Source organism: Microbispora sp. CA-102843 (assembly GCF_050936215.1).
Lineage (GTDB): Bacteria > Actinomycetota > Actinomycetes > Streptosporangiales > Streptosporangiaceae > Microbispora.
This window is the reverse complement of record NZ_JBNJNF010000001.1, coordinates 3,546,691-3,567,310: the sequence shown is the minus strand read 5'-3', so window position 1 is coordinate 3,567,310 and position 20,620 is coordinate 3,546,691. Positions and strand designations below refer to the sequence as shown.

Here is a 20,620-nt window from a genome sequence, read left to right as displayed (position 1 = left end):
GATGACCAGAACGCCCCTGCTCGGCACCGTCGTCCGCAGCGTCCGGCCGCCCTCGCGGCGGCAGTTGCGGACGTTCACCCGACTCACCCTCGGCAGCCAGGGTGAGGCGGTCCTGTCCATGCTCAGCGTGATCGTCCTGGTACGGTCCACACCGTCCGCCGAGTCGGGGAAGGCGCTGTTCGCCCAGGCGGCGACGGCCGTCTGGTTCCTCCTGTGTGATCCGCGACTGGAGGACGCGGCGCAGCGGTACGTGCCCCTGGCGGGGCGGCGCGACGGCAGCGCGTCCGCGTTGTTCGGCCGGCTCCTGCGCTGGGACGTGGGGATCGGCGCGGCCGCGTGCGGCCTGGCGTTCCTGGGCGTCCTCGCCGCGTGGTCGATCGGGGCCGCCCCAGCCGACCTGGCACTGATGCTGGCGCTCGCCGTGGTCGCCGCGGGGGCCGCGTCCTCGACCGGTTCGGCGGGAGCGGCCTTCGCCCTGGCGGGGCGGTTGCACGCGCTCGGCCCGATCCGGCTGGGCTGCGCGGCCGTGTCGGCGGTCCTGTCCCTCGGCGGCCTGTTCGCGGCCGGCGCTCCCGGTTACCTCGCGGGCCAGGCCGCGGGCGCCCTCGTGACGGCGGCGGTGCTCGCCCGCGTCGGGCTGCGGGCCGTCCGCGCCGAGTTCGGGCCCCCCACCTCGCCCGCGCCCCTGCCCGCCGGCCTGCTCCGGTTCTCGCTCAGGGCGTCCGCGGGCGCGTCGGTGGCGGCCGCCTCCGATTCGGGGATCCTCGCGCTGGCGGGCCTGGTCGGCGGCCCGTCCCTGGTGACCGTCCTCAAGGTCGCGTCGGCTCCGAGCCGTCTCTACACGAGCCTGGTCAGTCCGGTCGCCTCGATGCTGTACCCCCGGCTGGCCGAGGCCGCGGCGGCCGGCGACACCGGGCGCATCAGGACGGACATCAGGCGGTCGACCCTCGTGCTCGGCGCGGTCGGCGCAGCCGCGCTGCTGGCCGCGGTGCCCGTCACCGGCCCGTTGCTCGGCCTGGCCTACGGCGTGCCGTACGCGCAGGCGGCCCCGGCGGCCGTGCTGCTCCTCGGCGTGGCCTGCGTCAAGGCCGGGGTGTCCTGGGCCAAGGTGCTCCCGCTCGCCCTCGGCCGGCCCGGGTTGCGCCTGGCCTTCCTCACGGCCGAGGGCCTGCTGCTCCTCGGCCTGCTGGCGGCCGGCGGCCGGGCCACATCGGGCGCGGTGCCGGCGGCGGTCGTCTTCGGATGCGGCTCCCTTGCCCTCGCCGTCCTGGGGTCGGCCTACTGGGTCTGGGCCGGCAGGAGGCTCGTCGACGACGACGGCGGCGCCGCCACGACTGGGTGACGCGCCGGGTGCCTCACCGCGCGGGCCCGCTCGCCGCTCCCTTCAGGGGAAGCACGTCGTCCAGCAATTGGGCGTACCTCTCCCCCAGCACGTCCCAGCGCACGCGGTGGGCCTCGGACAGCGCAAGCGCGGACAGCCGTGACCGCAGGGACGCGTCGCCGAGAAGTCGCACCACCGCCGCCACGAACTGCGCGGGCGAGTCGACGATGAGCCCCGACCCCACGTCGCTGATCAGCTCCGTCGGGACGCCCCGGTAGCCGACGACGGGCACCCCGCATCCGAGGTACTGCGCCACCTTGACCGACGACCGCTCGTGCTGGATCCGGCGCGGGTAGAGGCCCACGTCGAACGCCGCCAGGAAGTCCGGCACCCGTTCCGGCGGCACGTGCCCGACCAGTTCGACGTCCGGCCGGCGCGCGAGCCTGCGTTCCAGCACGCCGCCCACGCGACCCACGAGCCACAGCCGCGCCCGCGGGCAGGCGGCCACGACCTTCGGCCACAGTTCGTCCACGAGATGGTCGACGTCGTACATCGGCTCGGCTCCGCGGTCCGCTCCGCACAGATGCCAGGCGGCGGCGTATCCCACGGTCAGCTCGCCCGGCCGCTTCCGGCGGTGCGGTTCACCGGCGGTCCGCGGGTCGGCCCCGGCCGCCGGAACCCCCTGGCCGATGACATGAATGGGACAGGTCACGCCCAAGGCGCGGTAGCGGTCGGCGGCCGCGCGGTTCGTGACGACCATGGCGGCGAGGTGCGGCGAGGACCGCAGGACGCGCACCTCCTCCTCGCTGAAGTAGGGGTCGTCCATGTCCATCACCACGGGAAACCCGACCAGCGGGAGGTGCCGGGTATTGGTAACGAATCCATAGTCGTAGCATCTGGCGGCCATGCGAAAAAGGAAACGGGCGTGAAGTCCGACGGTCGCGTTCAGCGCACGGAAATGCAGGCCCCTCAATACTTTCCGGTCCGTGCAGCGCAGCATCAGATTGTCCACCCGATCAAGGCAGGGCAACAGGCTCGCATAGCGCGCGTTGTTGACGCTGCGGAACCAGATGTTGGTATGGAATATCCGACTTTCCGCGACCCTACCGGACCACAGATCCGCTATTTTCACCTCGCTGAATCGCACGGGGCAACCATGACCCGATTCCCGGCGAAGGGCAAGAGCCGACACACCGCACCCCATTTTTTCATGCTTCGTTTCCGGCCGAACCGGATCATTGCGAAGTAGGGAATAGGGAAACTTCCCCCAAGCGCCGCGACACGGGACCGGTCGGGCCGCTGAACCGGGTTACTTTCTCCCGCGTGAACGAGACCTGCCGAGGAGCGCCAGATGAAACGGACGGCCGGATCCGCGTCATGGAGATCATCGCCCGGCTGAACGTCGGCGGTCCCGCGACCCAGGTCGGGGGATTGTGCCAAGAGCTGAACCGCGACGAGTTCGACCACCGCCTCTACGCCGGGCAGGTCGACAGCGCCGAGGGCGACCATGTCGCGCTGGGACGTGCCGCGATGGAGGTGCACCCGATCCCGGGCCTCGGCCGCTCGGTCCGGCCAGGCGACGACGCCCTCGCGCTGCTGCGACTCGTCGCCGCCATGCGCGACTTCCGGCCGCACGTCGTGCACACCCACACGGCCAAGGCGGGAGCACTCGGCCGCGTGGCCGCCCGCCTTGCGTGCGTCGGCGCGGCCACCGCGCACGTGTTCCACGGGCACCTGCTCCACGGCTACTTCTCCCCGGCCAAGCGCCGCGCGTACGTCTGGGCGGAGCGGCGCCTCGCCTCCATGTCCGACCGGCTGGTCACGGTGGGAGAGAGGGTCCGCGACGATCTGCTGGCCGAAGGCATCGGACGGCCAGGACAGTACGTGGTGATCCCGCCGGGGGTGCGGCTGGGCGAGGTGCCCGGCCGGGAGGCGGCACGCGCCGCGCTGGGGCTTTCTCCGGAGGCTCCCGTCGTCGCGTTCGTCGGCCGCCTCACCCGGGTGAAACGGCCCGACCGGTTCCTCGCGGTGGCGCACGCGGTTCTCGCCCGCGTGCCCGCCTGCCGCTTCGTGGTCTGCGGCGACGGCGACCTGCGCGAGGACGTGGAGCGGGAGGCGAGGCACGCGGACGGCCCGGTGCGGCTGCTCGGCTGGCGCGCGGACGTGGAGACCGTCTACGCCGCGGCCGACGTGGTGGTGCTGACCTCGGACAACGAGGGCACGCCGCTGTCGCTCGTGGAGGCGGGAATGGCGGGCACGCCGGTGGTGGCGACCCGGGTCGGCAGCGTCGCGGAGGTGGTCAGGGACGGGAGCACCGGCCTGCTGGCCGCCCCCGACGCCGGCGAACTCGCCGCCCACGTCCTGCGACTGCTCTCCGACCCGGAACTCGCGTGCCGCATGGGCGAGGCGGCCCGCCGCTGGACGACGTCGTCGTTCGGCGTGGAGCGGCTGGTCGCCGACACCGAGGCGCTCTACCGGTCCCTCGGCCGCCGCCGGCGGCCACTCGTCGCACAAGGGGAGATGTCCCGATGAAAGTCCTGGTGACCGGGGGTGCCGGGTTCATCGGCGCGAACCTCTGCCGCCGACTGGCCGGCCTGGCCGAGGTCGAACGGATCACCGTGCTCGACGACCTGTCCACCGGGGACGCCCGCAATCTCGCGGACCTGCCCGTGGAACTGGCCGAGGGCAGCATCCTCGACTCCGGCCTGCTCGCCCGGCTCGTGACCGGCGCCACCACGGTGATCCACCTCGCCGCGCGGCCCTCGGTGCCGCGGTCCCTGGCCGACCCGCTGGCCTCGCACGCGGTGAACGCCACCGGCACCCTGCACGTGCTCGAGGCGTGCCGTGCGACCCGTCCGCACGTGATCCTGGCGTCCTCGTCGTCGGTGTACGGCGACAGCCCGGCGCCGTACAAGCACGAGGACCTGCCCACGCGGCCCCTGAGCCCGTACGGCGCGACCAAACTCGCCACCGAGGCCTACGCGCTGGCCTACGCCGCGAGTTTCGCGCTGCCGGTCCTGCCGTTCCGGTTCTTCAACGTGTACGGCCCGCTCCAGCCGGCCGGGCACGCGTACGCGGCGGTCATCCCGGCGTTCGTGTCAGCCGCCCTGCGCGGCCTGCCGGTGCCGATCCACGGCGACGGGGCGCAGGCACGCGACTTCACCTACGTGGGCTCCGTGACCGAGGTGCTCGCGGACGCCGCGGTCCGGCGGGTGACGAGCGGCACGCCGGTGAACCTCGCGTTCGGCGCCCGGATCTCCCTGCTGTCTCTCAAGGACGCGCTCGCCGAGGTGCTCGGCCGCCCGGTGGAAGCGGAGTTCCTGCACGCCAGGGCGGGCGACATCCGCGAGTCGCAGGCGTCCGCCCGGCTGCTGCTCGGCCTGTTCCCGGCAGTGCGTCCCGTGCCGCTGGCCGACGGACTCCGCGCGACCGTGGAGTGGTTCCGGCGGAGCGCGGAACCGGTGGGCGCCGGCCACCGCGAGACGGTCCCGCCCGGGCGACCCGTCGATTCCAGCCAACCATGTCGTTCCATGTCCACGGGAGAAGTCGGTGACTAACTCGCCACGAAGCACCTACCTGCTCACAGGTGGCAGCGGCTTCATCGGGTCACACCTCGCCGACGCGCTGCTCGCGCGCGGTGACTTCGTCGTCGTCCTCGACAACCTGTCCACCGGCAGGCTGTCCAACCTCCGCCCGCACCCCCGCCTGCGCTTCGTCCAGGGCTCGGTGCTCGACGAGCTGATGGTCGACGAACTCGTCCACCAGTGTGACGTCGTGGTCCACCTCGCGGCGGCGGTCGGTGTGAAGCTGATCGTCGAGCAGCCGCTGCACTCCTTCACGACGAACATCCGAGGGTCGGAGATCGTGATCGAGGCCGCGCACCGGTACCGGCGCAAGATACTCGTCACCAGTACGAGCGAGATCTACGGGAAGAACTCCAGCGGGCCTCTGCCCGAGGACTCCGACCGCGTCCTGGGCAGCCCCTGCGTCGTACGGTGGGCCTACAGCACGGCCAAGGCCGTCGACGAGATCCTGGCCAACGCCTACCACAGCGAGCGCGGCCTGCCCGCGATCATCGTGAGGCTGTTCAACACCGTCGGCCCGCGGCAGAGCCCCGCCTACGGGATGGTCATCCCGCGGCTCGTCCGGCAGGCGATCACCGGCGTCCCGCTCACCGTCTACGGCGACGGCACCCAGACACGCTGCTTCGCCCATGTGCGGGACGTGGTGGACGCCCTGCTCAGACTGCTCGACGACGAGCGTGCCGTGGGCCAGACCTTCAACATCGGGTCCGGCGACGAGGTGAGCATCCTGGAGCTCGCCAAGCTCGTCACCGAGCTGACCGGCAGCACGTCGGGGATCGACCTCGTCCCCTACGCCGAGGCGTACGGGACGGGCTTCGAGGACATGACCCGGCGGGTTCCCGACACCACCAGGCTGCGCGAGCTCACCGGCTGGGTGCCCCGGCGCACGCTCGACGACATCCTGGTGGAGACCATCGCCGACGCCCGCGCCGAGCTGGTGAACCCGCGTCGGTGAACGCCTCGGCCTATCTCACCGCGGCCTGCGCCGGTTTCCTGTTGAGCGTCGCGGCGACCTTCGTACTGCGCCGTCTCGCCCTGCGGTGGGGAGTCACCGACAGACCGGGCGGCCACAAGACTCACCGGCGTCCCACCCCGTGCCTGGGCGGCATCGCGATCATGCTGGGCACCGTCGTCCCCGCGGCCATGGTCGCGGGGGCGGCGGGCCAGCGCATGGCGGGCCTCCTCGTCGGGGCCCTGGCCATGACCCTGCTCGGCCTGATGGACGACATCTCGCCGCTCCCCCCGCTCAACCGGCTGGCCGTCGAGGCGCTCGCGGCCGGGGTGGTCGTCGTGAGCGGGGTCGCGGCTCCGATAACCGGCGGTCCGCTGGACGGCCCGATCACAGTGCTGTGGATCGTCGTCGTGACCAACTCCTTCAACCTGCTCGACAACATGGACGGCGTCCTCGGCGGCGTCACCGTGGTCAGCGCCGTGTTCCTCGCCGCGGCGGCCTTCGTGTCCGCGCAGCCGCTCACGGGGCTGGTCCTGGTGACCCTGTCCGCCGCCGCCCTGGGCTTCCTGCCGTACAACTGGGCGCCGGCGAGGATCTTCATGGGCGACGCGGGCTCGCTGTTCATCGGGTTCGTCCTCACCTCCTCGGCGGCGGCGTTGGTCACGGGCACCGGCACGGGCACCGCCGTCGCGGGCCTGCTGCTGCCCGCCTTCGTCGCGGTCGCCGACACGGGTGTGGTGCTGCTGTCGAGGCGGCGGGCGGGCCGATCGGTGCTGCAGGGCGGGACCGATCACCTGTCCCACCGCGTCCACCGGCTCGGCCTGGGCGTGCGGCTCACGGCCCTCACGCTCGCCGCGCTCGCGGCCGCGGCCGGCGTGCTCGACCTCGCGATGACGCTTGCCTGGCTGCCGCCGCTCGGTGCGGCGCTCGGCGGTACGGCCGCCGCCTGCGCCATCGTCGTCCTGGCACAGCGGGTTCGGGTCTACCCGTCGCCGGTCCGGCCGCAAGACTCTCTTCGTGTAAGGCGGTAAACGTCCATGGAACTCCTCTACTACCTGCGCCTCATACGCGGGAACTGGCTGTTGCTGGTGCTCGCGCTGCTCGTCGGGCTGACCGCCGCTCTGGTGGTGACCGTGCGGACCCCGCCCAGATACGTCGCCACCATCACGATGCTCGTCTCGGCGGACGACAGGGAGGGCAGCGTCTCCACCGCCGTACAGGCCGGGGTGCTGTCTCAGCAGCGGGTGCAGTCCTACGCCACCCTGCTGACCAGCCGACGAGTGCTCGCGAAGATCGCCGGTGACGGGGACGCCGAGGGCTTCCAGGCCGACGTGACGGCCGAGGCCATCCCCAACACCTCCCTGCTGCGGGCCACCGTCGCCGACTCCGAGCCCCGGCGCGCCGCCGCGCGGGCCGACGCCCTGGGCGACGCGTTCACCGCGGTGATCGACCAGATCGAGCGGCCCACGCCCAAGAGCCCTCCCACGGTCCGGGTCACGGTCGTGGACGACGCGGAGATCCCCGAGAACCCGGTCGCGCCCCGGCCAATGGTCAACGTGGCGCTCGGCCTGTTGATCGCGCTGTTGACGGCCGTCGGCGGGCTGGTGCTGCGCGACCGCCTGGACACCAGCGTCAAGACGGCCGAGGCGCTGCAGCAGGTCGCCAAGACCTCGATACTCGGCGTGATCGGATACGAGCGGGACGCACGCAGGAACCCCCTGATCACCGGCGGGAGCGGACGCTCGTCCCGGTCGGAGGCGTTCCGCTCGCTGCGGACCAACCTGCAGTTCATCGGGGTGGACCGGCAGCCGAAGTCACTGGTGGTCACCAGCTGCCTGCCCAACGAGGGCAAGTCGTCCGTCTCGGCGAACCTGGCGATCGCGATGGCGCAGGCGGGCTGGCGCGTGATCCTGGTCGACGGCGACCTGCGCCGCCCCAGCGTTGCCGGCTATCTCGGCATCGAGGGCGGCACGGGTCTCACCGACGTCCTCATCGACAGGGCCCGCCTGCCCGAGGTCATCCAGACATGGGGGCGCCCGGGCCTTTCCGCGCTGCCGAGCGGGCGCGTCCCGCCGAACCCCAGCGAACTGCTCGGCTCGCAGGGGATGCGCGCGGTGCTGGCCCAGCTGACCGCCGAGTACGACATGGTGATCATCGACGCGCCGCCGCTGCTGCCCGTGACCGACGCCGCCGCGCTGGGCGCGATCTGCGACGCCGCGCTGCTCGTCGTGCGGCACGGCAAGACCCGGCGCGAGCAGGTGGTGCGCGCCGCGGAGCTGCTGTCGTCGATCAACGCCCGTCTCGTCGGCGCCGTGATGAACTTCGCGCCGGCCAAGACGGGCGACTACTACGGCTACGCGTACGGATACCAGCCGGCGGCGGAACAGGACATCGCGCAGCAGAGCACGCCTATCCCCGTGTGAGCAGGCTGATCGGGACGGCGAGCGCGTCCGCGATGCGGCGGGCCGCCTCCCGGTAGCCCCTGCGGGGACCTCCGTACGGGTCGGCGATGTCGGGCTGGTCCACCCGGACCAGCCCGCGCAGCGCTCCGGCCTCCTCCAGCAGCACCCGTGCCCGGCGGACGGGATCCCCGTGCCGCAGCACCTCGCCGGACGGGACCGCGCGGACCAGCACACCGAACTCGGCGATCGTGAACGCGCGCGCGGCCGCGCGCGGATGCAGGGCCACCGCCTCGGCGCGGTGCTCGGACGAGGCCGCCAGCACGAGATCGGCGCAGACGACCGCCTCCGCGGTCAGCGGGCGAGAGGCGAAACCCTCCGGATCCCCGCCGTGCCGCAGCAGCGCGGCGCGCGCCCGCTCGGCCATCGGCTGCCCCCACACGGCGCGGGTGCCCGCACTGCCCACCTGGATCGGCGAGCCTGGCCCGAGCGCCGCCAGGGCGAGCCGCTCGGCCATGGCCGACCTGCAGATGTTCCCCGAGCACACGAACAGGACGCGGAAGGTCTCCGCGTCCGTCCGGGTCCCCGGGATCTCCGGGTCGTGCACCGTCTCGGGGACCGCTCCGGCCGTAGCCTTCCCCCCACTCGTACGCTCCATGAGCGGGACGCTAGGCCGCGCCCGGCGTGCCGCCGCTCGCGGCACGCCGGGCTTTACGCTTCCTGTCGCTTCCTCTCGGGAGCCCCGGTTCGAAAGACGCGCTCAGAGGCCGCAGCCTCTGCCGTCGGCCGTCACCAGCGTCCGCTGCGGCCGCACGAGCGGCTGCACCGGGACCACGGGGGCCGCCGCCGAGTACGGTTCGAGCAGGTCGAACTCCAGTGTCCTCGACTGGCCGGGCGCGAACTCCAGCACCTTGGAGTAGACGGGGTGGGACCGCTCGGTCTCCGCGTAATACGAGATCGGCCGGCCGTCGAGCCTGACCGCCGTCGCCTTCGCCCCGACCGCGGCGTACAGCGACACCCACAGCAGGTTGGAGCCGGCGGCGGGCGGTCGCCCCGGGGCGTCGAGCCTGGTGGTGACGTACGAGGGCAGCCGGCCGTGCGGCACGTCGTTGGTCAGGCGGATCCGCACCCGGGAGGTGCGCAGCCCGTCCGGGCGGCACGGGCCGAGTTCGTAGGTGACCGAGCGGTCCAGGTAGTAGTCGAGCTTGGTGCCGGCCGAGTTGTTGACCACGAGCCCGGCGTACGGCTCGCGCCGCTCGGGCAGCACCCCGCCGAGCGGGGTCGCCGCGATCCGCCGCTGCTCGTCCTCGGCCCGGCTCCAGACGGTGAGCCGACGCTCGTTGACCATGCGCGCGAAGGCGGGCAGCAGCCGCGCGGGCCGATCCAGCGCGCCGGACAGTGCCTCGCTGACCGCGCCGGCGATCCTGACCAGGTATCTCTTGCGCTCCGCCGGGTCCTGGTAGCGGGCGTAGGCCGTCCGTTCCGTCAGGTCGACGACGTTGCCGGCCGTCACCGTCTCCCCGCCGGGAAGCTTGACCGGCCCGATCGCGCCCAGGATGTAGGAGAGCCCGACCGGGTCGGTGGCGATGGCCCCGTCAAGCTCCTGGCCGGTCTGGTGGCGCCACAGCCCGGTCCAGGTGGCCGCGGCATAGGGGAAGTGCGGGGACAGGTTGGAGACCGACAGCGTCGTGGTCGCGCCCCGCCCGTACCGGGAGACGAACCGCGAGCCTGGGTCGGCGACGGACTCCGCGCTCGCCGCCAGGCCGCTGTTGGCGGACAGCCGTGCGACGGACAGCCTGCCGTGATCGGCTTTCAGGATGCCGAACGCGCCCACGAGACCGCCGGTGCCCCGGGCCTCGGCGTTGGTCTCGAACGCCAGGAAGTAGCGGCGGGGACCGTCGCGGCCGAGCATGGGCGGCAGCAGCGCGGCGGCGTCCGCCCCCCGGCTCAGGAAGCCGCGCAGCCGGGCCGCCTCGCGGAGCAGGGTGTAGCGCGCACCGTCCAGGGCCGCCAGCCCGGTCGACGCCGGGGTGCCCGCGACGCGCGACCTCGCGGCCTCCACGCGGACGGCGCCGTCGCGCAGCACCGGCGCCATCGCGTCGAGGGCGGCCAGCGCGCCCCGCAGATCCCCCTGCGCCTTGGCGCTCGCGGACAGGAACGGCGCGGTCGCGCGCTCCACCCGGGACAGCACATCGGTGATGTCCGCGACCGACGCGGCCAGCCCCCGGGTCGTCGCCGCGCCGTCGCCCACCACGGGCAGGTGGGTGAGCAACGCCCAGTAGGCGCCGCCGGTCAGCCGCCGCGCCTCCGCCGCGTGACCACGGGCTTCGGCGAGCGCAGCCGCGGCCGAGCGGGCCGACCCGATGTCGCCCGGCCGCAGCCGGAGCAGGGCGGCCCGCGTCGCCTCCAGATGGTCGCGCACGCTCAGCCCGAGGTGGGCCGCCCAGCCCCCGGCCAGCACGAGGCCGAGGGCCAGCGACGGCAGGCCGACGACGACCAGCCGGCGATTCCTCCTACTCGGCACCGCTCGACCGGCGGCGTCGCGCGGAGACCAGGGTGCAGCCCAGGGCGACGGCCAGCAGGCCCGCGCCCGCGGCGGCCACGCCCGCCGGCGCGCCCGTGAACGGCAGCTGACCGCCGCCCGACGGGCCGGCCGCGACCGGTCCGGGACCGCCCCCGCCCATGTTCTCCTCGGGACCCATGCCGGCCGGCGCCTCCTCCCCGAAGCTCTCCTCCTCCGGCGCCTCCTCCTCGGCGGTCTCCTCCTCGGGGGCCTCCTCCGACTCCTCCTCCGTGGGCTCGGCCTCCTCGGCGGCCCCCTCAGGCGATCCCTGAGCGCTCTGCGCCGCGTTCTGCACCGGCATGACCCCGCCGGGGCCGCCCGCGCCCGCGCCGGCGGGGGCGACGATGGGCTGCGCGTTGCCGGTCTTGGTGTCGTTGGTCGTGTAGGCCTGCGGCCAGTTCCAGCCCTGCCAGTTCTGCTGCTGCGGCCAGAACCAGCCGTTGTTGTTGCAGTTGTTGCCCTCGCAGACGGTCTGCGGCTCCGCCTGCTCGTTCTGCTGGACCGGTGTCACCACCGGCTCCACGACGTTCTCCACCTTGATGGGCCTCGGCGGATAGACGCCGTCCCCCGCCGGGATCACCGGTGACATGACGGTCCGCGCGGCCGCGGCCCCGGGGACACCGAGCGCCAGGCCACCCGCGACCGTCACCGCCAGAAGAATAGGTACAGTATTTTTTCGCGCCACTTTGGACTCCCGATAACGGCCGCTCAATTAATTGAGCAATTGCCCGGATTGCCAGCGATATCTCGCTGCTCGACTGTTATATGCGCCCGGCGAAGAGCCGCCCCATCACGGCGCACGGTGCTTACCGAAGGATCGGCCAGGTTTTCGCTTCGTTGACCACAGCCGAATAGGCGTGCCAAAGAGTTCGCCAACGCCCCCCGCGAAGCCGCCGCCGGGAGATGGCCCAAGGCCATACTCGGTCCGTGCGCGGAGAAGACGACGGAGCCGTGAGAACGGTAACGCGGGTGATCGGCGAGCTGTGCCTGCCCGTGGGGCTGGTCCTGCTGCTGTTCTACGCGTACCTGCTGTGGGGCACCGGCGCGGAGACCGAGCGGGAGCAGCGCGTCCTGCAGCAACGGCTCGGTGAGGTCTTCACCAGGCACGGCGGTCAAGCGGGCCCTGGCCGGGTGAAGCTGGGCGATGCCCTGGCGCTGCTGCGCATCCCCCGGCTGGGCGCCGGCTACCGGTTCGCCGTCGTCGAGGGCGTCGGCCCGGCGGAGCTGCGCAAGGGCCCCGGCCACTTCCCCGGCACCGCGCTGCCCGGCCAGGTGGGCAACTTCGTTCTCTCCGGGCATCGCACGACCTACGCCGCGCCGTTCAACCGGATCGACCAGCTGAGGGCCGGCGACGACATCGTGGTGGACGCGCGGGACGCCCGCTACACCTACCAGGTGACGCGCAAGGAGGTCGTGGACCCCGGCGACGTCGACGTCGTCGATCCCGTCCCCGGCCATCCGGGGCGGCGGCCCACGACCGCGTTCATGACCATGACCACCTGTCACCCCAAGTTCTCCGCGGCGCAGCGCCTGGTCGTCCAGAGCGTGCTCGTCCGCCGCGAGGAACGCTAGGGAGCATTTGTCAGGCACGACCCAGGACTGACCGAGGGAGATCCGGCGTGTACAGATTCCTCTGGCGGCGGCTGCCCGGCGGCACCGCGCTCCGGCTGGCCGTCGTGCTGCTGCTGACCGGCGTCACCGTGGCCGCGCTGTGGTACGTCGTGTTCCCCTGGCTGGCGCCGCGGGTGCCGCTCGGATAGCGAAGGCTGTCCCTGTCCCCCATAACACGGAGGTAGGGGAGAACTGGCCTGTCCCCTGCCGCGCCCGCCCGACGTACGTTGGCGGGTGCCCCACCCCGAGACTCCACCGATCACCGGCGTGCCCGCGCCGCCGATCCATCCGGTGCGCCTCGTGGTGGTCATCCCCCGACCGAGGAGACCCCGATGCACATGTCCCCGACGCACGTGTCCCCGATGCGGACGTCAAGGTTCCTCCGGGCCGTCTCGGCCCTGCTCCTGGGACTGGCCGTGCTGTTCACGGTGTCGCCGGCCCGGGCGGCCGCGCCGGTCGGCGACGCGGCGGCGAGCGCCGTGCGCGTGCTGCGCTACGACGCGAGCCGGGCCGCCGAGTTCCGCACCGTGATGGACCAGGCCGCGCAGGTCTGGAACGCCGCCGTCACCAACGTCCGGCTCGTAGCGGGCACGCCCGCCGACTTCGTGGTGCTCGCCGACAACGGCTGGCCCCGCACGAGCGTCACCAGGCTGGGCCGGGGCACCATCTGGATGGGCAGGGAGGCGACCGCCGAGGGTTACTACCCCCTGCGCATCGCCACCCATGAGATCGGCCACATCCTCGGTCTGCCCGACCGGCGCACCGGCCGCTGCACCGACCTCATGTCCGGCCACAGCGCGCCGGTGAGCTGCACCAACGCCAACCCCAGCGCGGCGGAGCGCAGCGAGGTCGAGGCGAACTTCGCCGGCTCCGCCCTGTCCGCCGGCGAACGCGCCGGCGGACTCTTCGTCGACCGCGCGGACGCGGCCGGCGACCTGGTCCCCGCGCCGTAGCCGGCGTCAGAGAGCACGGTTCGGACGGCGCTGTTCAGAAGGCGCTGTTCAGAAGGCGCGGTTCAGAAGGGGCTGTTCAGAGAGCGACACCGAGGAGCGCGTCGGCGACCTCGCGCACCAGCGCCGGGGAGGAGGCGTCGTCGCCCTCCTCCGCCGCCCAGGCGTCGATCGCAGCGAGGGCGCCCGGGGCGTCGAGGTCGTCGGCGAGGCGCTCGCGCACCGCCGTCAGCACCGGGGCGCCCGCGGGGCCCGCCGGGCGCGCCACCGCCGCCCGCCACCGTGCCAGCCTGTCCTCGGCCGCGGCGAGCTGGTCCTGTGTCCACTCCCAGTCCGCGCGGTAATGGCGCGCCAGCAGGGCCAGGCGCACGGCCATGGGGTCGGCGGTCTGCCGCAGCCTGGAGACGAACACGAGGTTGCCCTTGGACTTCGACATCTTCTCGCCGTCCAGGCCGACCATGCCCGCGTGGACGTACGCCCGGGCGAACGGCCACTCGCCGGTGGCCACGTGGCCCTCGCAGGCGCCCATCTCGTGGTGGGGGAAGATCAGGTCCGAGCCGCCGCCGGCGACGTCGAAGCCGCTGCCGAGGTGGCGCAGGGCGATGGCCGTGCACTCGATGTGCCAGCCGGGCCTGCCGTGACCGAACGGCGACTCCCAGGACGGCTCTCCCGGCCGTTCCGCCCGCCACAGCAGCCAGTCGAGCGGATGGCGCTTGCCCTCCCTGCCGGGGTCGCCCCCGCGCTCGCCGAACAGCTCCAGCATGGTCTCCTCGGAGTAGCCGGAGACCGCGCCGAACTTGGGCGCGGACGCGACCGAGAAGTAGACGTCCCCGTCGATCTCGTACGTGGCGCCCCGCTCGGCCAGCCGGCTGATCAGATCGGCGATCTCCCCGATGGTCTCGGTGACCCCGACGTACTCGCGGGGCGGCAGGATGCGCAGCGCCTCCATGTCGGAGCGGAACAGCTCGATCTCGCGCTCGCCGAGGGACCGCCAGTCGGTGCCGGTCGCCTCGGCCCGCTCCAGCAGGGGGTCGTCCACGTCGGTGGCGTTCTGGGTGTAGTGCACGTCGTGGCCGGCGTCCCGCCACACCCGGTTGACCAAGTCGAAGGCGAGGTAGGTGTTGGCGTGCCCGAGATGGGTGGCGTCGTACGGCGTGATGCCGCAGACGTACAGCCGGGCCTCGCCGGAGGGGGCCGTCTCCCGCACCTCACGGGCGGCGGTGTCGTACAGACGGAGCACAAGGCCCGAACCTGGCAGCCTGGGGACATTCGGAGCAGACCACGATCGCATGGTGTGAAGCCTATCCGCGAGACCGGCGGACCCGTTCAGCCGGTGCGCTCCACGAGGTGTCGATCTCGTGCCAGGTGGCGGGGTCGTCCGGCTGGGGGCAGAAGTCGTAGCGCAGCCCCTGCTCCGCGAGGGCGATCAGCGTGACCGAGAGGCTGGCGAAGACCCGCCCGTCCGGCAGCCGCCGCCGCATGACCAGTGCCCGGGGATCGTCCCAGGGCATCCCCGCGCCCGACGCGGGATAGAGCCATTCCCCCCAGAACCGCTCGGGCGAGCCGCCCGTGGTCCACCCGGGCCGGGCGGCCCGGGCGATGCGGGGCCTGAACCAGGCGGTGCGCGGCTGGGTCTCGCCGCGGTCCCAGCCCGTGTTCACGATCACGTGCACGCCCTCGGGCAGCTTCTCCTCGGCCAGGGTCTTGCCGTCCCAGCTCCACAGCCGTACGCCGTCAAGCCCGCCGAGGACGAGATGGAAAGGGTCGTACCAGGACAAATCGAGCGGCGGAAGCTCCCCCGCGGCGGCGGCGAGGAGCGGCAGCTCGCCGCGCGAGTGGCGCCGGCCCGCCGGGGCCGCGACGCCGTCGCCGTTGAGCAGCGCGGCCACGCGCCGCCCGGCGGGGTCGGCGGCCAGCCAGGTGCCGCCCGCCTCCAGATCGCGGCCTCCGATCAGGCCGGGGTACGCGGGCCAGTGCCGGTCCGGCGACATCCACGGCCGCGTGACGAACTCGTCACGCACTCCCGCCAGGAGCACCGGCGCGCCGGCCTCCGGCTCGACGCTCACGATGACCGTACACAATGCGTGTTCCCTCCAATATCGGTAGAGACCCCTGCAGAGTGCACAATTCGCACGTTTTGCGCAAGCCTGCCTACGTTGATCAAATCGGGGGCCACGGAATCGCCGGCCAATCCTCGGAGGGGTGCGGGTGGACCCCGGTGGCCAGCAGCCTCTTGACCCGCTCCCACGTGGCCTCCACCTCGGCCTGGGTCAGCAGCTCACGCAGGCGCCGGCCGAGGCGTCCCCGCTCGATCTCGCGCTCCAGCCGCACCAGCACGTTGACCGCCTCGCGCGGGAGCGTCTTGCCGCGCCACTGCCACAGCACGGTGCGCAGCTTGTCCTCCACCGCGAAGCAGACCCCGTGGTCGACCCCGTACACGTGCCCGTCGGGCAGCGGCAGCAGGTGGCCGCCCTTGCGGTCGGCGTTGTTCACTACAGCGTCGAACACGGCCATGCGGCGCAGGGCGGGGTTGCGACTGCGCATCAGGGCCATCAGGTCGGTCTCGGGATCGGCGTCGATCCACAGCTGCACCATCCCCGCGCCGAAGGGACCGTCCCGGTAGACGGTCGGCGGCACGATGCGCCATCCGGTGGCGGCCGCCACCTCATAGGCGGCCACCTCCCGGGCCGCGAGCGTGCCGTCGGGGAAGTCCCACAGGGGGCGCTCCCCGCGCACCGGCTTGTACACGCACGCCGCCGCGTGCTCGCCGTTCCTGATGGAGCAGTAGAGCGTCATGTTCGTGGCCTCGACGAGTCGTCCGGCCACTTCTAAGGTGCCCTCCCGCAGCAGGCGCATGGCCGCCGCGTCGTCCAGTCCCGGCCCGTCCACGTCGCTGATGCTCGCCTCGCCCTCGGCTGTCATCCGGTTCCTCGCCCGCGCGGCGCGAGGCCGCCCTTCCACCCGTTCACGCCGCGCCTCTCATGCCGACAATCCCCCGGGGTGGTGACCGTTGAGGCGGACGCAGATGTGACCATCGGGATCGAGGGGCCGGCCGCACAGCGGGCACGGCGGGCGGCCCGCGGCGACCACATCCAGCGCCCGGCGGCTGAACGCGCGGGCGGCGGCGGCGCTGATCCGCACCCTGAGGACGGCGGGCTCGGGACGGTCGTCCAGCGGCGGCTCGTCCTCCTCCTCTTCGTCCTCGGTCGCCTCCTGCGCCTCGATGATCACCTGGGCGGTCTCGGGATCCCAGGCGAGCGCCATCGTCCCCACCCGGAAGTCCTCGTCGATGGGCAGGTCGAGCGGACCCTCGTCGGCCAGCTCCGTCGGGGCCATGGCCGGGACGGGCGCGCGCCCGCCGCTGCGCCGCAGCACCTCGTCGAGCAGCTCGTCGAGGCGGTCGGCCAGCACGGCGACCTGGAACTTCTCGAGCGCCACCGTGGTGATCCTGCCCTGGCCGCGCGCCTGGAGGAAGAAGGCTCGTGCGCCCGGTTGCCCCACGGCACCGGCCACGAACCTGTCAGGCGGATCGTAGTCGAAGACCGGCATAGCCCGACCTTATGTGTTCCCGGGTCCACCGCCGACGGCGGCATCGCTTCCGGTGATGGTTTCTCCCCCGTCTTGGTCCCCCGACACCTCCGGCGGCGGCACCAGGTTGGCCACTCCCCCGCCCACGTCGTTCGCCCTGAGCAGGAAGGGACGCAGGGGGGTGTAGCGGATCACCGTGACGGACGCGGGATCGGCCGTGATCCGCTGGAACTGGTCCAGGTGCAGGCCCAGCGCGTCGGCCACGATCGCCTTGATCACGTCCCCGTGGCTGCACACCAGATAGGTGGCCTTCTCGCCGAGCCGCTCGTTCCAGTCGCGTACGGCCCGCACGGCCCGGTTCTGCACCTCCGCCAGGGCCTCCCCGCCGGGGAACACCGCGGCGCTGGGGTGGGCCTGCACCACCCGCCAGAGCGGCTCCTCGGCGAGCTCCTTCAGCGGCCTGCCCGTCCAATCGCCGTACCCGCACTCGCCGAACCTGTCGTCGGTCTCCACCGAGACGGGACGGCCCTGCGCGATGGCGGCGGCGGTCTCCCTGCACCGCTCAAGCGGGCTGGACACGATGGCGTCCAGTTCCAGGGGCGCGAGCCGTTCCGCCACCGCGCGCGCCTGCTCCCGGCCGCGCTCGTCGAGGTGGACCCCCGGGGTCCAGCCCGCCAGCACCGGGCCGGTCATCGCGGTGAGGCCGTGCCGTACGAGGAGGACGGTCGTCATGACTGCACCACCCCGAGAGCCAGCAGCGTGAGGAGGAACGTTCCCGCGAAGACGCGGTAGACGACGAAGACGATGGTCGAGTGGCGCGCCACGTAGCGCAGCAGCCAGGCGATCGAGGCGTATCCGACGACGAACGACACGACGGTCGCGATCAGGGTCGGCGCGACCGGCGGGCCGCCGCCGTCGCCGACGTGCCGCAGCTCGAACAGTCCCGAGAGGATCACCGCCGGGATCGACAGCAGGAAGGAGTAGCGGGCGGCCGCCTCGCGCGTGTACCCGAGGAACAACGCGCCGGTCATCGTGGAGCCCGAGCGGGAGGCGCCGGGGATCAGCGGCAGCATCTGCCAGGCGCCGATGATCAGGCCGTCGCGCATGGTGAGGTCGGCGACCTCCTTCTTCTTGCGCCCCATCTGGTCGGCCACGAGCAGCAGCAGGCCGAAGACGATGAGCATGGCCGCGTTCAGCCAGAGGTTGCGGGCGGGGCCCTCGATCGCGTCCTTGAACAGCAGGCCGGCGACACCGATCGGGATCGTGCCCAGGCCGATGTACCACCCCATGCGCGCGTCGAGGTCGCCGCGCAGCTCCGGGGTCCACAGGCTGCGCAGCCAGGTCCAGGTGATGCGGACGATGTCCCGCCAGAAGTAGATGAGCACCGCGAGCATGGTGCCGAGCTGGATCACCGCGGTGAACGCGGCGCCGGGGTCGCCCCATCCGGCCAGCTTGGGCACGATCAGCAGGTGGGCCGAGCTGGAGATGGGCAGGAACTCGGTGAGGCCCTGCACGAGCCCGAGCACGATCGCCTGTAGTACGTCCATGGTGCGGACAGCCTATCGGCTAGTCTGTCCGCACCATGGACCAGCGACTAGTCGGGCGCAGCGGTCTGTCGGTGTCCAGGATCGGGCTCGGCACGATGACCTGGGCCCGCGACACCTCCGCCGAGGAGGCGACGGCGCAGCTCACCGCCTTCGCCGAGGCGGGCGGCACGCTGATCGACACGGCCGACGTGTACGGCGGCGGCGACGCCGAGCGCCTGATCGGCCGGCTCATCCGCGACGTGGTGCCGCGCTCGGAGCTGGTCATCGCCACCAAGGCCGTGCTCACCCCCGACGGCGAGCGCGACGCCTCCCGCCGTCACCTCATCCGCGCGCTCGACGCCTCCCTGGCCCGGCTCGGGCTGGAGGAGGTCGACCTGTGGCAGCTCCACGCGTTCGACCCCCGGGTGCCGCTGGAGGAGACGCTCGCCGCCGTCGACTTCGCCGTCTCCACCGGGCGTACGGCCTACGCGGGCGTGTGCAACTACACGGGCTGGCAGCTCGCGGCCGCCGCCACATGGCAGCGGTGCGGCGACTCACGGGCCCCGATCGTCGCGGCGCAGGTGGAGTACTCCCTGCTGGCCAGGGACGCCGAGGAGGAGCTGCTGCCGGCCGCCGGGCACGCGGGCGCCGGGGTCCTCGCCTGGTCGCCGCTGGGACGCGGCGTGCTGACCGGCAAGTACCGCACCGGCATCCCCGCGGACTCCCGCGCCGCCACCCCGCACTTCGCCGAGTTCGTCCGTCCATATCTGGACGAACGGTGCCGCAGCATCGTGGAGTCGGTGACCACGGCGGCCGAGGGGCTCGGCGTGTCGCCGCTCGCCGTGGCGCTCGCCTGGGTGCGCGACCGCCCGGGCGTGTCGTCGGCGATCGTCGGCGCGCGCACCCACGCGCAGCTCCTCGGCGTGTTGCAGGCCGAGAAGCTGACACTGCCGTGGGAGATCCGCGAGGCTCTGGACGACGTCTCCGACCCCTGATCGCCGTGCCGGGTGCGTGAGGCGAACGAGAATCGCCCTCACGTATCACACATCGATACCGAACTGCAACTTTCTACTGCATAACCCCGCGCTCTGGCGAAGAGTGGCGGGTATGTCGGGGGATGGACCAGAGCACTGCGGAAGGGGACACATGGGGATCGTAGGCAAGGCCTCCGCGATCTCCGCCGGGGCTCTCGCGATCACCCTGGCAGGAGGACTCCCTCTCGCCGCATCCCCGGCACAGGCGCTCGACTGCACGAGCGGCGGCGGCCTGGTCTCGGGCATCACCAGCGGCGTCTGCTCCCTGGTGGACGGCGTGGGCCGACTGGCGGACGGCGTGACCGACGTCGCGGACAAGGCCACCGGCGGAGCGACGGAACCGGTCACGAAGGCCGTGGACGACACGCTGAAGACGACCACCGGAGCCGCGGGCACGGCGGTGAACGACGTCGGCAAGGCGGTCGACAAGGCCGGCCGGACGCTCACCGGTGCGACGGACACCGCGGTCGGAGCAGCGGGCGGTGCGGCGGACAGCGCGGTCGGCGCGGCGAGCGGAGCGGCGGGAGCGGCGACGGGCGGCGGCGCCGAAGGCGGATCCGCGGCCACGCACAGCCCCGTCCCCAGCGTCCAGAAGCTCACCGACGGGCTGACCCGCACCGTCCAGGACACCTGCCTGCCCCTGGTCGCCGGCGAGGGCTGCGCGTCCCACGGGCAGCGTGACAGCGGCGAGGCAGGCGAGGGCGCGCAGAGCGGCGGAAAGACGCGAACGGCCGGCACGAAGCCGGCGCGGCCGAAGGCGTCCATGACGCCCGAAGGCGCCCTTTCGCCCGAGCCGTACCGGCCGCGTCTCGTCGCGGCGCTCGACGACACGCCGAGGACGGACCGCGCGGCGAGGGTGGACCCCGACGTGGACGGCGTGATCCCCCTCCTGTGGCCCGGGCAGAAGATCCCCGAACTGTCCGAACTGCACGGCGACCCGGCGGGCGCGCGCGCTCGGGCCCACCGGTCCTACGACGCGGCGGGGACGGCCCTCACCGCGGCGCTGCTGCTCTCGGCGCTGCTCGCCACTCGTGTGGTCTCGGCCCGGCGGGCGCGCGCCGGGCAGCAGGAGCCGCACGAGTCGATCCCCTTCGAGGGCGGCCTGCGACTGCCGGGCAAGGCGGGACGTCACCGGCTCGCCTGACGTGTGCG

General features: G+C 72.9%; 22 protein-coding genes. 12 read left to right on the top strand and 10 right to left on the bottom strand.

The window, feature by feature from the left end; all coding sequences use genetic code 11:
* The first annotated feature begins 1 nt into the window (after position 1).
* Positions 2–1,342 carry a hypothetical protein gene (locus ACQEVJ_RS16765; RefSeq protein ID WP_433101903.1) on the top strand — a complete coding sequence of 447 codons (1,341 nt, stop codon included), beginning with the start codon at positions 2–4 and terminating at the stop codon, positions 1,340–1,342.
* A 13-nt stretch (positions 1,343–1,355) separates the two neighbouring features.
* Here the strand turns inward: ACQEVJ_RS16765 and ACQEVJ_RS16760 are convergent, their stop codons facing one another.
* Positions 1,356–2,228, bottom strand: a complete 873-nt coding sequence (locus ACQEVJ_RS16760) for a glycosyltransferase family 4 protein (protein ID WP_433101901.1) — start codon at positions 2,226–2,228, stop codon at positions 1,356–1,358.
* A gap of 18 nt (positions 2,229–2,246) precedes the next feature.
* Here ACQEVJ_RS16760 and ACQEVJ_RS16755 point away from each other — a divergent pair, with 18 nt between their 5' ends.
* The 6 genes from ACQEVJ_RS16755 to ACQEVJ_RS16730 all read left to right on the top strand — a co-directional run bounded on the left by ACQEVJ_RS16755 (position 2,247) and on the right by ACQEVJ_RS16730 (position 8,280).
* Entirely contained in the window at positions 2,247–2,570 is a 324-nt protein-coding gene (locus ACQEVJ_RS16755; RefSeq protein WP_433101899.1) for a hypothetical protein, read from the top strand.
* A gap of 74 nt (positions 2,571–2,644) precedes the next feature.
* Positions 2,645–3,853 (top strand): glycosyltransferase, encoded by a 1,209-nt coding sequence (locus ACQEVJ_RS16750; protein WP_433101897.1) that lies wholly within the window; start codon positions 2,645–2,647, stop codon positions 3,851–3,853.
* On the top strand, positions 3,850–4,878 hold the full coding sequence (locus ACQEVJ_RS16745; protein WP_433101895.1) for an NAD-dependent epimerase/dehydratase family protein: 1,029 nt from the start codon (positions 3,850–3,852) through the stop codon (positions 4,876–4,878). Before ACQEVJ_RS16750 ends, ACQEVJ_RS16745 begins: the two co-directional genes overlap by 4 nt.
* Positions 4,871–5,860 carry an NAD-dependent epimerase/dehydratase family protein gene (locus ACQEVJ_RS16740; protein ID WP_433101893.1) on the top strand — a complete coding sequence of 330 codons (990 nt, stop codon included), beginning with the start codon at positions 4,871–4,873 and terminating at the stop codon, positions 5,858–5,860. The genes ACQEVJ_RS16745 and ACQEVJ_RS16740 overlap by 8 nt, the downstream gene beginning before the upstream one ends.
* Positions 5,857–6,888, top strand: a complete 1,032-nt coding sequence (locus tag ACQEVJ_RS16735; protein ID WP_433101891.1) for a glycosyltransferase family 4 protein — start codon at positions 5,857–5,859, stop codon at positions 6,886–6,888. Before ACQEVJ_RS16740 ends, ACQEVJ_RS16735 begins: the two co-directional genes overlap by 4 nt.
* 6 nt (positions 6,889–6,894) lie before the next feature.
* The gene (locus tag ACQEVJ_RS16730) at positions 6,895–8,280 is read left to right on the top strand and encodes a polysaccharide biosynthesis tyrosine autokinase (protein WP_433101889.1); all 1,386 of its coding nucleotides are present in this window, start codon (positions 6,895–6,897) and stop codon (positions 8,278–8,280) included.
* Here the strand turns inward: ACQEVJ_RS16730 and ACQEVJ_RS16725 are convergent.
* From ACQEVJ_RS16725 to ACQEVJ_RS16715, 3 genes are all read right to left on the bottom strand, one after another.
* A complete protein-coding gene (locus ACQEVJ_RS16725) occupies positions 8,267–8,914 on the bottom strand; it encodes a hypothetical protein (protein WP_433101887.1) in 648 nt (215 codons plus the stop codon). The genes ACQEVJ_RS16730 and ACQEVJ_RS16725 overlap by 14 nt on opposite strands.
* A 102-nt stretch (positions 8,915–9,016) precedes the next feature.
* Entirely contained in the window at positions 9,017–10,780 is a 1,764-nt protein-coding gene (locus tag ACQEVJ_RS16720; protein WP_433101885.1) for a DUF4012 domain-containing protein, read from the bottom strand.
* Positions 10,770–11,468 carry a hypothetical protein gene (locus ACQEVJ_RS16715; RefSeq protein WP_433101883.1) on the bottom strand — a complete coding sequence of 233 codons (699 nt, stop codon included), beginning with the start codon at positions 11,466–11,468 and terminating at the stop codon, positions 10,770–10,772. The genes ACQEVJ_RS16720 and ACQEVJ_RS16715 overlap by 11 nt, the downstream gene beginning before the upstream one ends.
* A 302-nt stretch (positions 11,469–11,770) precedes the next feature.
* Here ACQEVJ_RS16715 and ACQEVJ_RS16710 point away from each other — a divergent pair, with 302 nt between their 5' ends.
* From ACQEVJ_RS16710 to ACQEVJ_RS16700, 3 genes are all read left to right on the top strand, one after another.
* On the top strand, positions 11,771–12,391 hold the full coding sequence (locus tag ACQEVJ_RS16710; RefSeq protein WP_433101881.1) for a class E sortase: 621 nt from the start codon (positions 11,771–11,773) through the stop codon (positions 12,389–12,391).
* A 47-nt stretch (positions 12,392–12,438) separates the two neighbouring features.
* Complete coding sequence (locus tag ACQEVJ_RS16705; protein WP_433101879.1) at positions 12,439–12,579, top strand: hypothetical protein; 141 nt, start codon at positions 12,439–12,441, stop codon at positions 12,577–12,579.
* A 183-nt stretch (positions 12,580–12,762) separates the two neighbouring features.
* The gene (locus tag ACQEVJ_RS16700) at positions 12,763–13,383 is read left to right on the top strand and encodes a snapalysin family zinc-dependent metalloprotease (protein ID WP_433101877.1); all 621 of its coding nucleotides are present in this window, start codon (positions 12,763–12,765) and stop codon (positions 13,381–13,383) included.
* A 76-nt stretch (positions 13,384–13,459) separates the two neighbouring features.
* Here the strand turns inward: ACQEVJ_RS16700 and mshC are convergent, their stop codons facing one another.
* The 6 genes from mshC to ACQEVJ_RS16670 form a co-directional block, all read right to left on the bottom strand.
* Positions 13,460–14,671: a cysteine--1-D-myo-inosityl 2-amino-2-deoxy-alpha-D-glucopyranoside ligase gene (mshC, locus tag ACQEVJ_RS16695; protein ID WP_433101875.1), complete on the bottom strand. Its 1,212-nt coding sequence runs from the start codon at positions 14,669–14,671 to the stop codon at positions 13,460–13,462.
* A gap of 10 nt (positions 14,672–14,681) precedes the next feature.
* A complete protein-coding gene (locus tag ACQEVJ_RS16690; RefSeq protein WP_433101873.1) occupies positions 14,682–15,446 on the bottom strand; it encodes an NRDE family protein in 765 nt (254 codons plus the stop codon).
* A 94-nt stretch (positions 15,447–15,540) separates the two neighbouring features.
* The gene (locus ACQEVJ_RS16685; protein WP_433101871.1) at positions 15,541–16,302 is read right to left on the bottom strand and encodes an SCO1664 family protein; all 762 of its coding nucleotides are present in this window, start codon (positions 16,300–16,302) and stop codon (positions 15,541–15,543) included.
* A gap of 57 nt (positions 16,303–16,359) precedes the next feature.
* Positions 16,360–16,929: a DUF3090 family protein gene (locus ACQEVJ_RS16680; protein ID WP_433101869.1), complete on the bottom strand. Its 570-nt coding sequence runs from the start codon at positions 16,927–16,929 to the stop codon at positions 16,360–16,362.
* 9 nt (positions 16,930–16,938) lie between these two features.
* On the bottom strand, positions 16,939–17,640 hold the full coding sequence (locus ACQEVJ_RS16675; protein WP_433101867.1) for a histidine phosphatase family protein: 702 nt from the start codon (positions 17,638–17,640) through the stop codon (positions 16,939–16,941).
* Positions 17,637–18,455, bottom strand: a complete 819-nt coding sequence (locus ACQEVJ_RS16670; protein WP_193206615.1) for an undecaprenyl-diphosphate phosphatase — start codon at positions 18,453–18,455, stop codon at positions 17,637–17,639. Before ACQEVJ_RS16670 ends, ACQEVJ_RS16675 begins: the two co-directional genes overlap by 4 nt.
* A gap of 35 nt (positions 18,456–18,490) precedes the next feature.
* Here ACQEVJ_RS16670 and ACQEVJ_RS16665 point away from each other — a divergent pair, with 35 nt between their 5' ends.
* The gene (locus ACQEVJ_RS16665; RefSeq protein ID WP_433101865.1) at positions 18,491–19,429 is read left to right on the top strand and encodes an aldo/keto reductase; all 939 of its coding nucleotides are present in this window, start codon (positions 18,491–18,493) and stop codon (positions 19,427–19,429) included.
* A 151-nt stretch (positions 19,430–19,580) separates the two neighbouring features.
* The gene (locus ACQEVJ_RS16660; RefSeq protein WP_433101863.1) at positions 19,581–20,612 is read left to right on the top strand and encodes a hypothetical protein; all 1,032 of its coding nucleotides are present in this window, start codon (positions 19,581–19,583) and stop codon (positions 20,610–20,612) included.
* Positions 20,613–20,620 lie beyond the last annotated feature (8 nt).

Excerpts from the sequence above, each read along its gene's own strand:
- ACQEVJ_RS16670 (WP_193206615.1), bottom strand. The coding sequence starts at position 18,455 with ATGGACGTACTACAGGCGATCGTGCTCGGGCTCGTGCAGGGCCTCACC.
- ACQEVJ_RS16700 (WP_433101877.1), top strand. The coding sequence starts at position 12,763 with ATGCACATGTCCCCGACGCACGTGTCCCCGATGCGGACGTCAAGGTTC.
- ACQEVJ_RS16660 (WP_433101863.1), top strand. The coding sequence starts at position 19,581 with ATGGGGATCGTAGGCAAGGCCTCCGCGATCTCCGCCGGGGCTCTCGCG.
- mshC (WP_433101875.1), bottom strand. The coding sequence starts at position 14,671 with ATGCGATCGTGGTCTGCTCCGAATGTCCCCAGGCTGCCAGGTTCGGGC.
- ACQEVJ_RS16765 (WP_433101903.1), top strand. The coding sequence starts at position 2 with ATGACCAGAACGCCCCTGCTCGGCACCGTCGTCCGCAGCGTCCGGCCG.
- ACQEVJ_RS16730 (WP_433101889.1), top strand. The coding sequence starts at position 6,895 with ATGGAACTCCTCTACTACCTGCGCCTCATACGCGGGAACTGGCTGTTG.
- ACQEVJ_RS16665 (WP_433101865.1), top strand. The coding sequence starts at position 18,491 with ATGGACCAGCGACTAGTCGGGCGCAGCGGTCTGTCGGTGTCCAGGATC.
- ACQEVJ_RS16760 (WP_433101901.1), bottom strand. The coding sequence starts at position 2,228 with ATGGCCGCCAGATGCTACGACTATGGATTCGTTACCAATACCCGGCAC.
- ACQEVJ_RS16725 (WP_433101887.1), bottom strand. The coding sequence starts at position 8,914 with ATGGAGCGTACGAGTGGGGGGAAGGCTACGGCCGGAGCGGTCCCCGAG.
- ACQEVJ_RS16680 (WP_433101869.1), bottom strand. The coding sequence starts at position 16,929 with ATGCCGGTCTTCGACTACGATCCGCCTGACAGGTTCGTGGCCGGTGCC.
- ACQEVJ_RS16675 (WP_433101867.1), bottom strand. The coding sequence starts at position 17,640 with ATGACGACCGTCCTCCTCGTACGGCACGGCCTCACCGCGATGACCGGC.
- ACQEVJ_RS16745 (WP_433101895.1), top strand. The coding sequence starts at position 3,850 with ATGAAAGTCCTGGTGACCGGGGGTGCCGGGTTCATCGGCGCGAACCTC.
- ACQEVJ_RS16685 (WP_433101871.1), bottom strand. The coding sequence starts at position 16,302 with ATGACAGCCGAGGGCGAGGCGAGCATCAGCGACGTGGACGGGCCGGGA.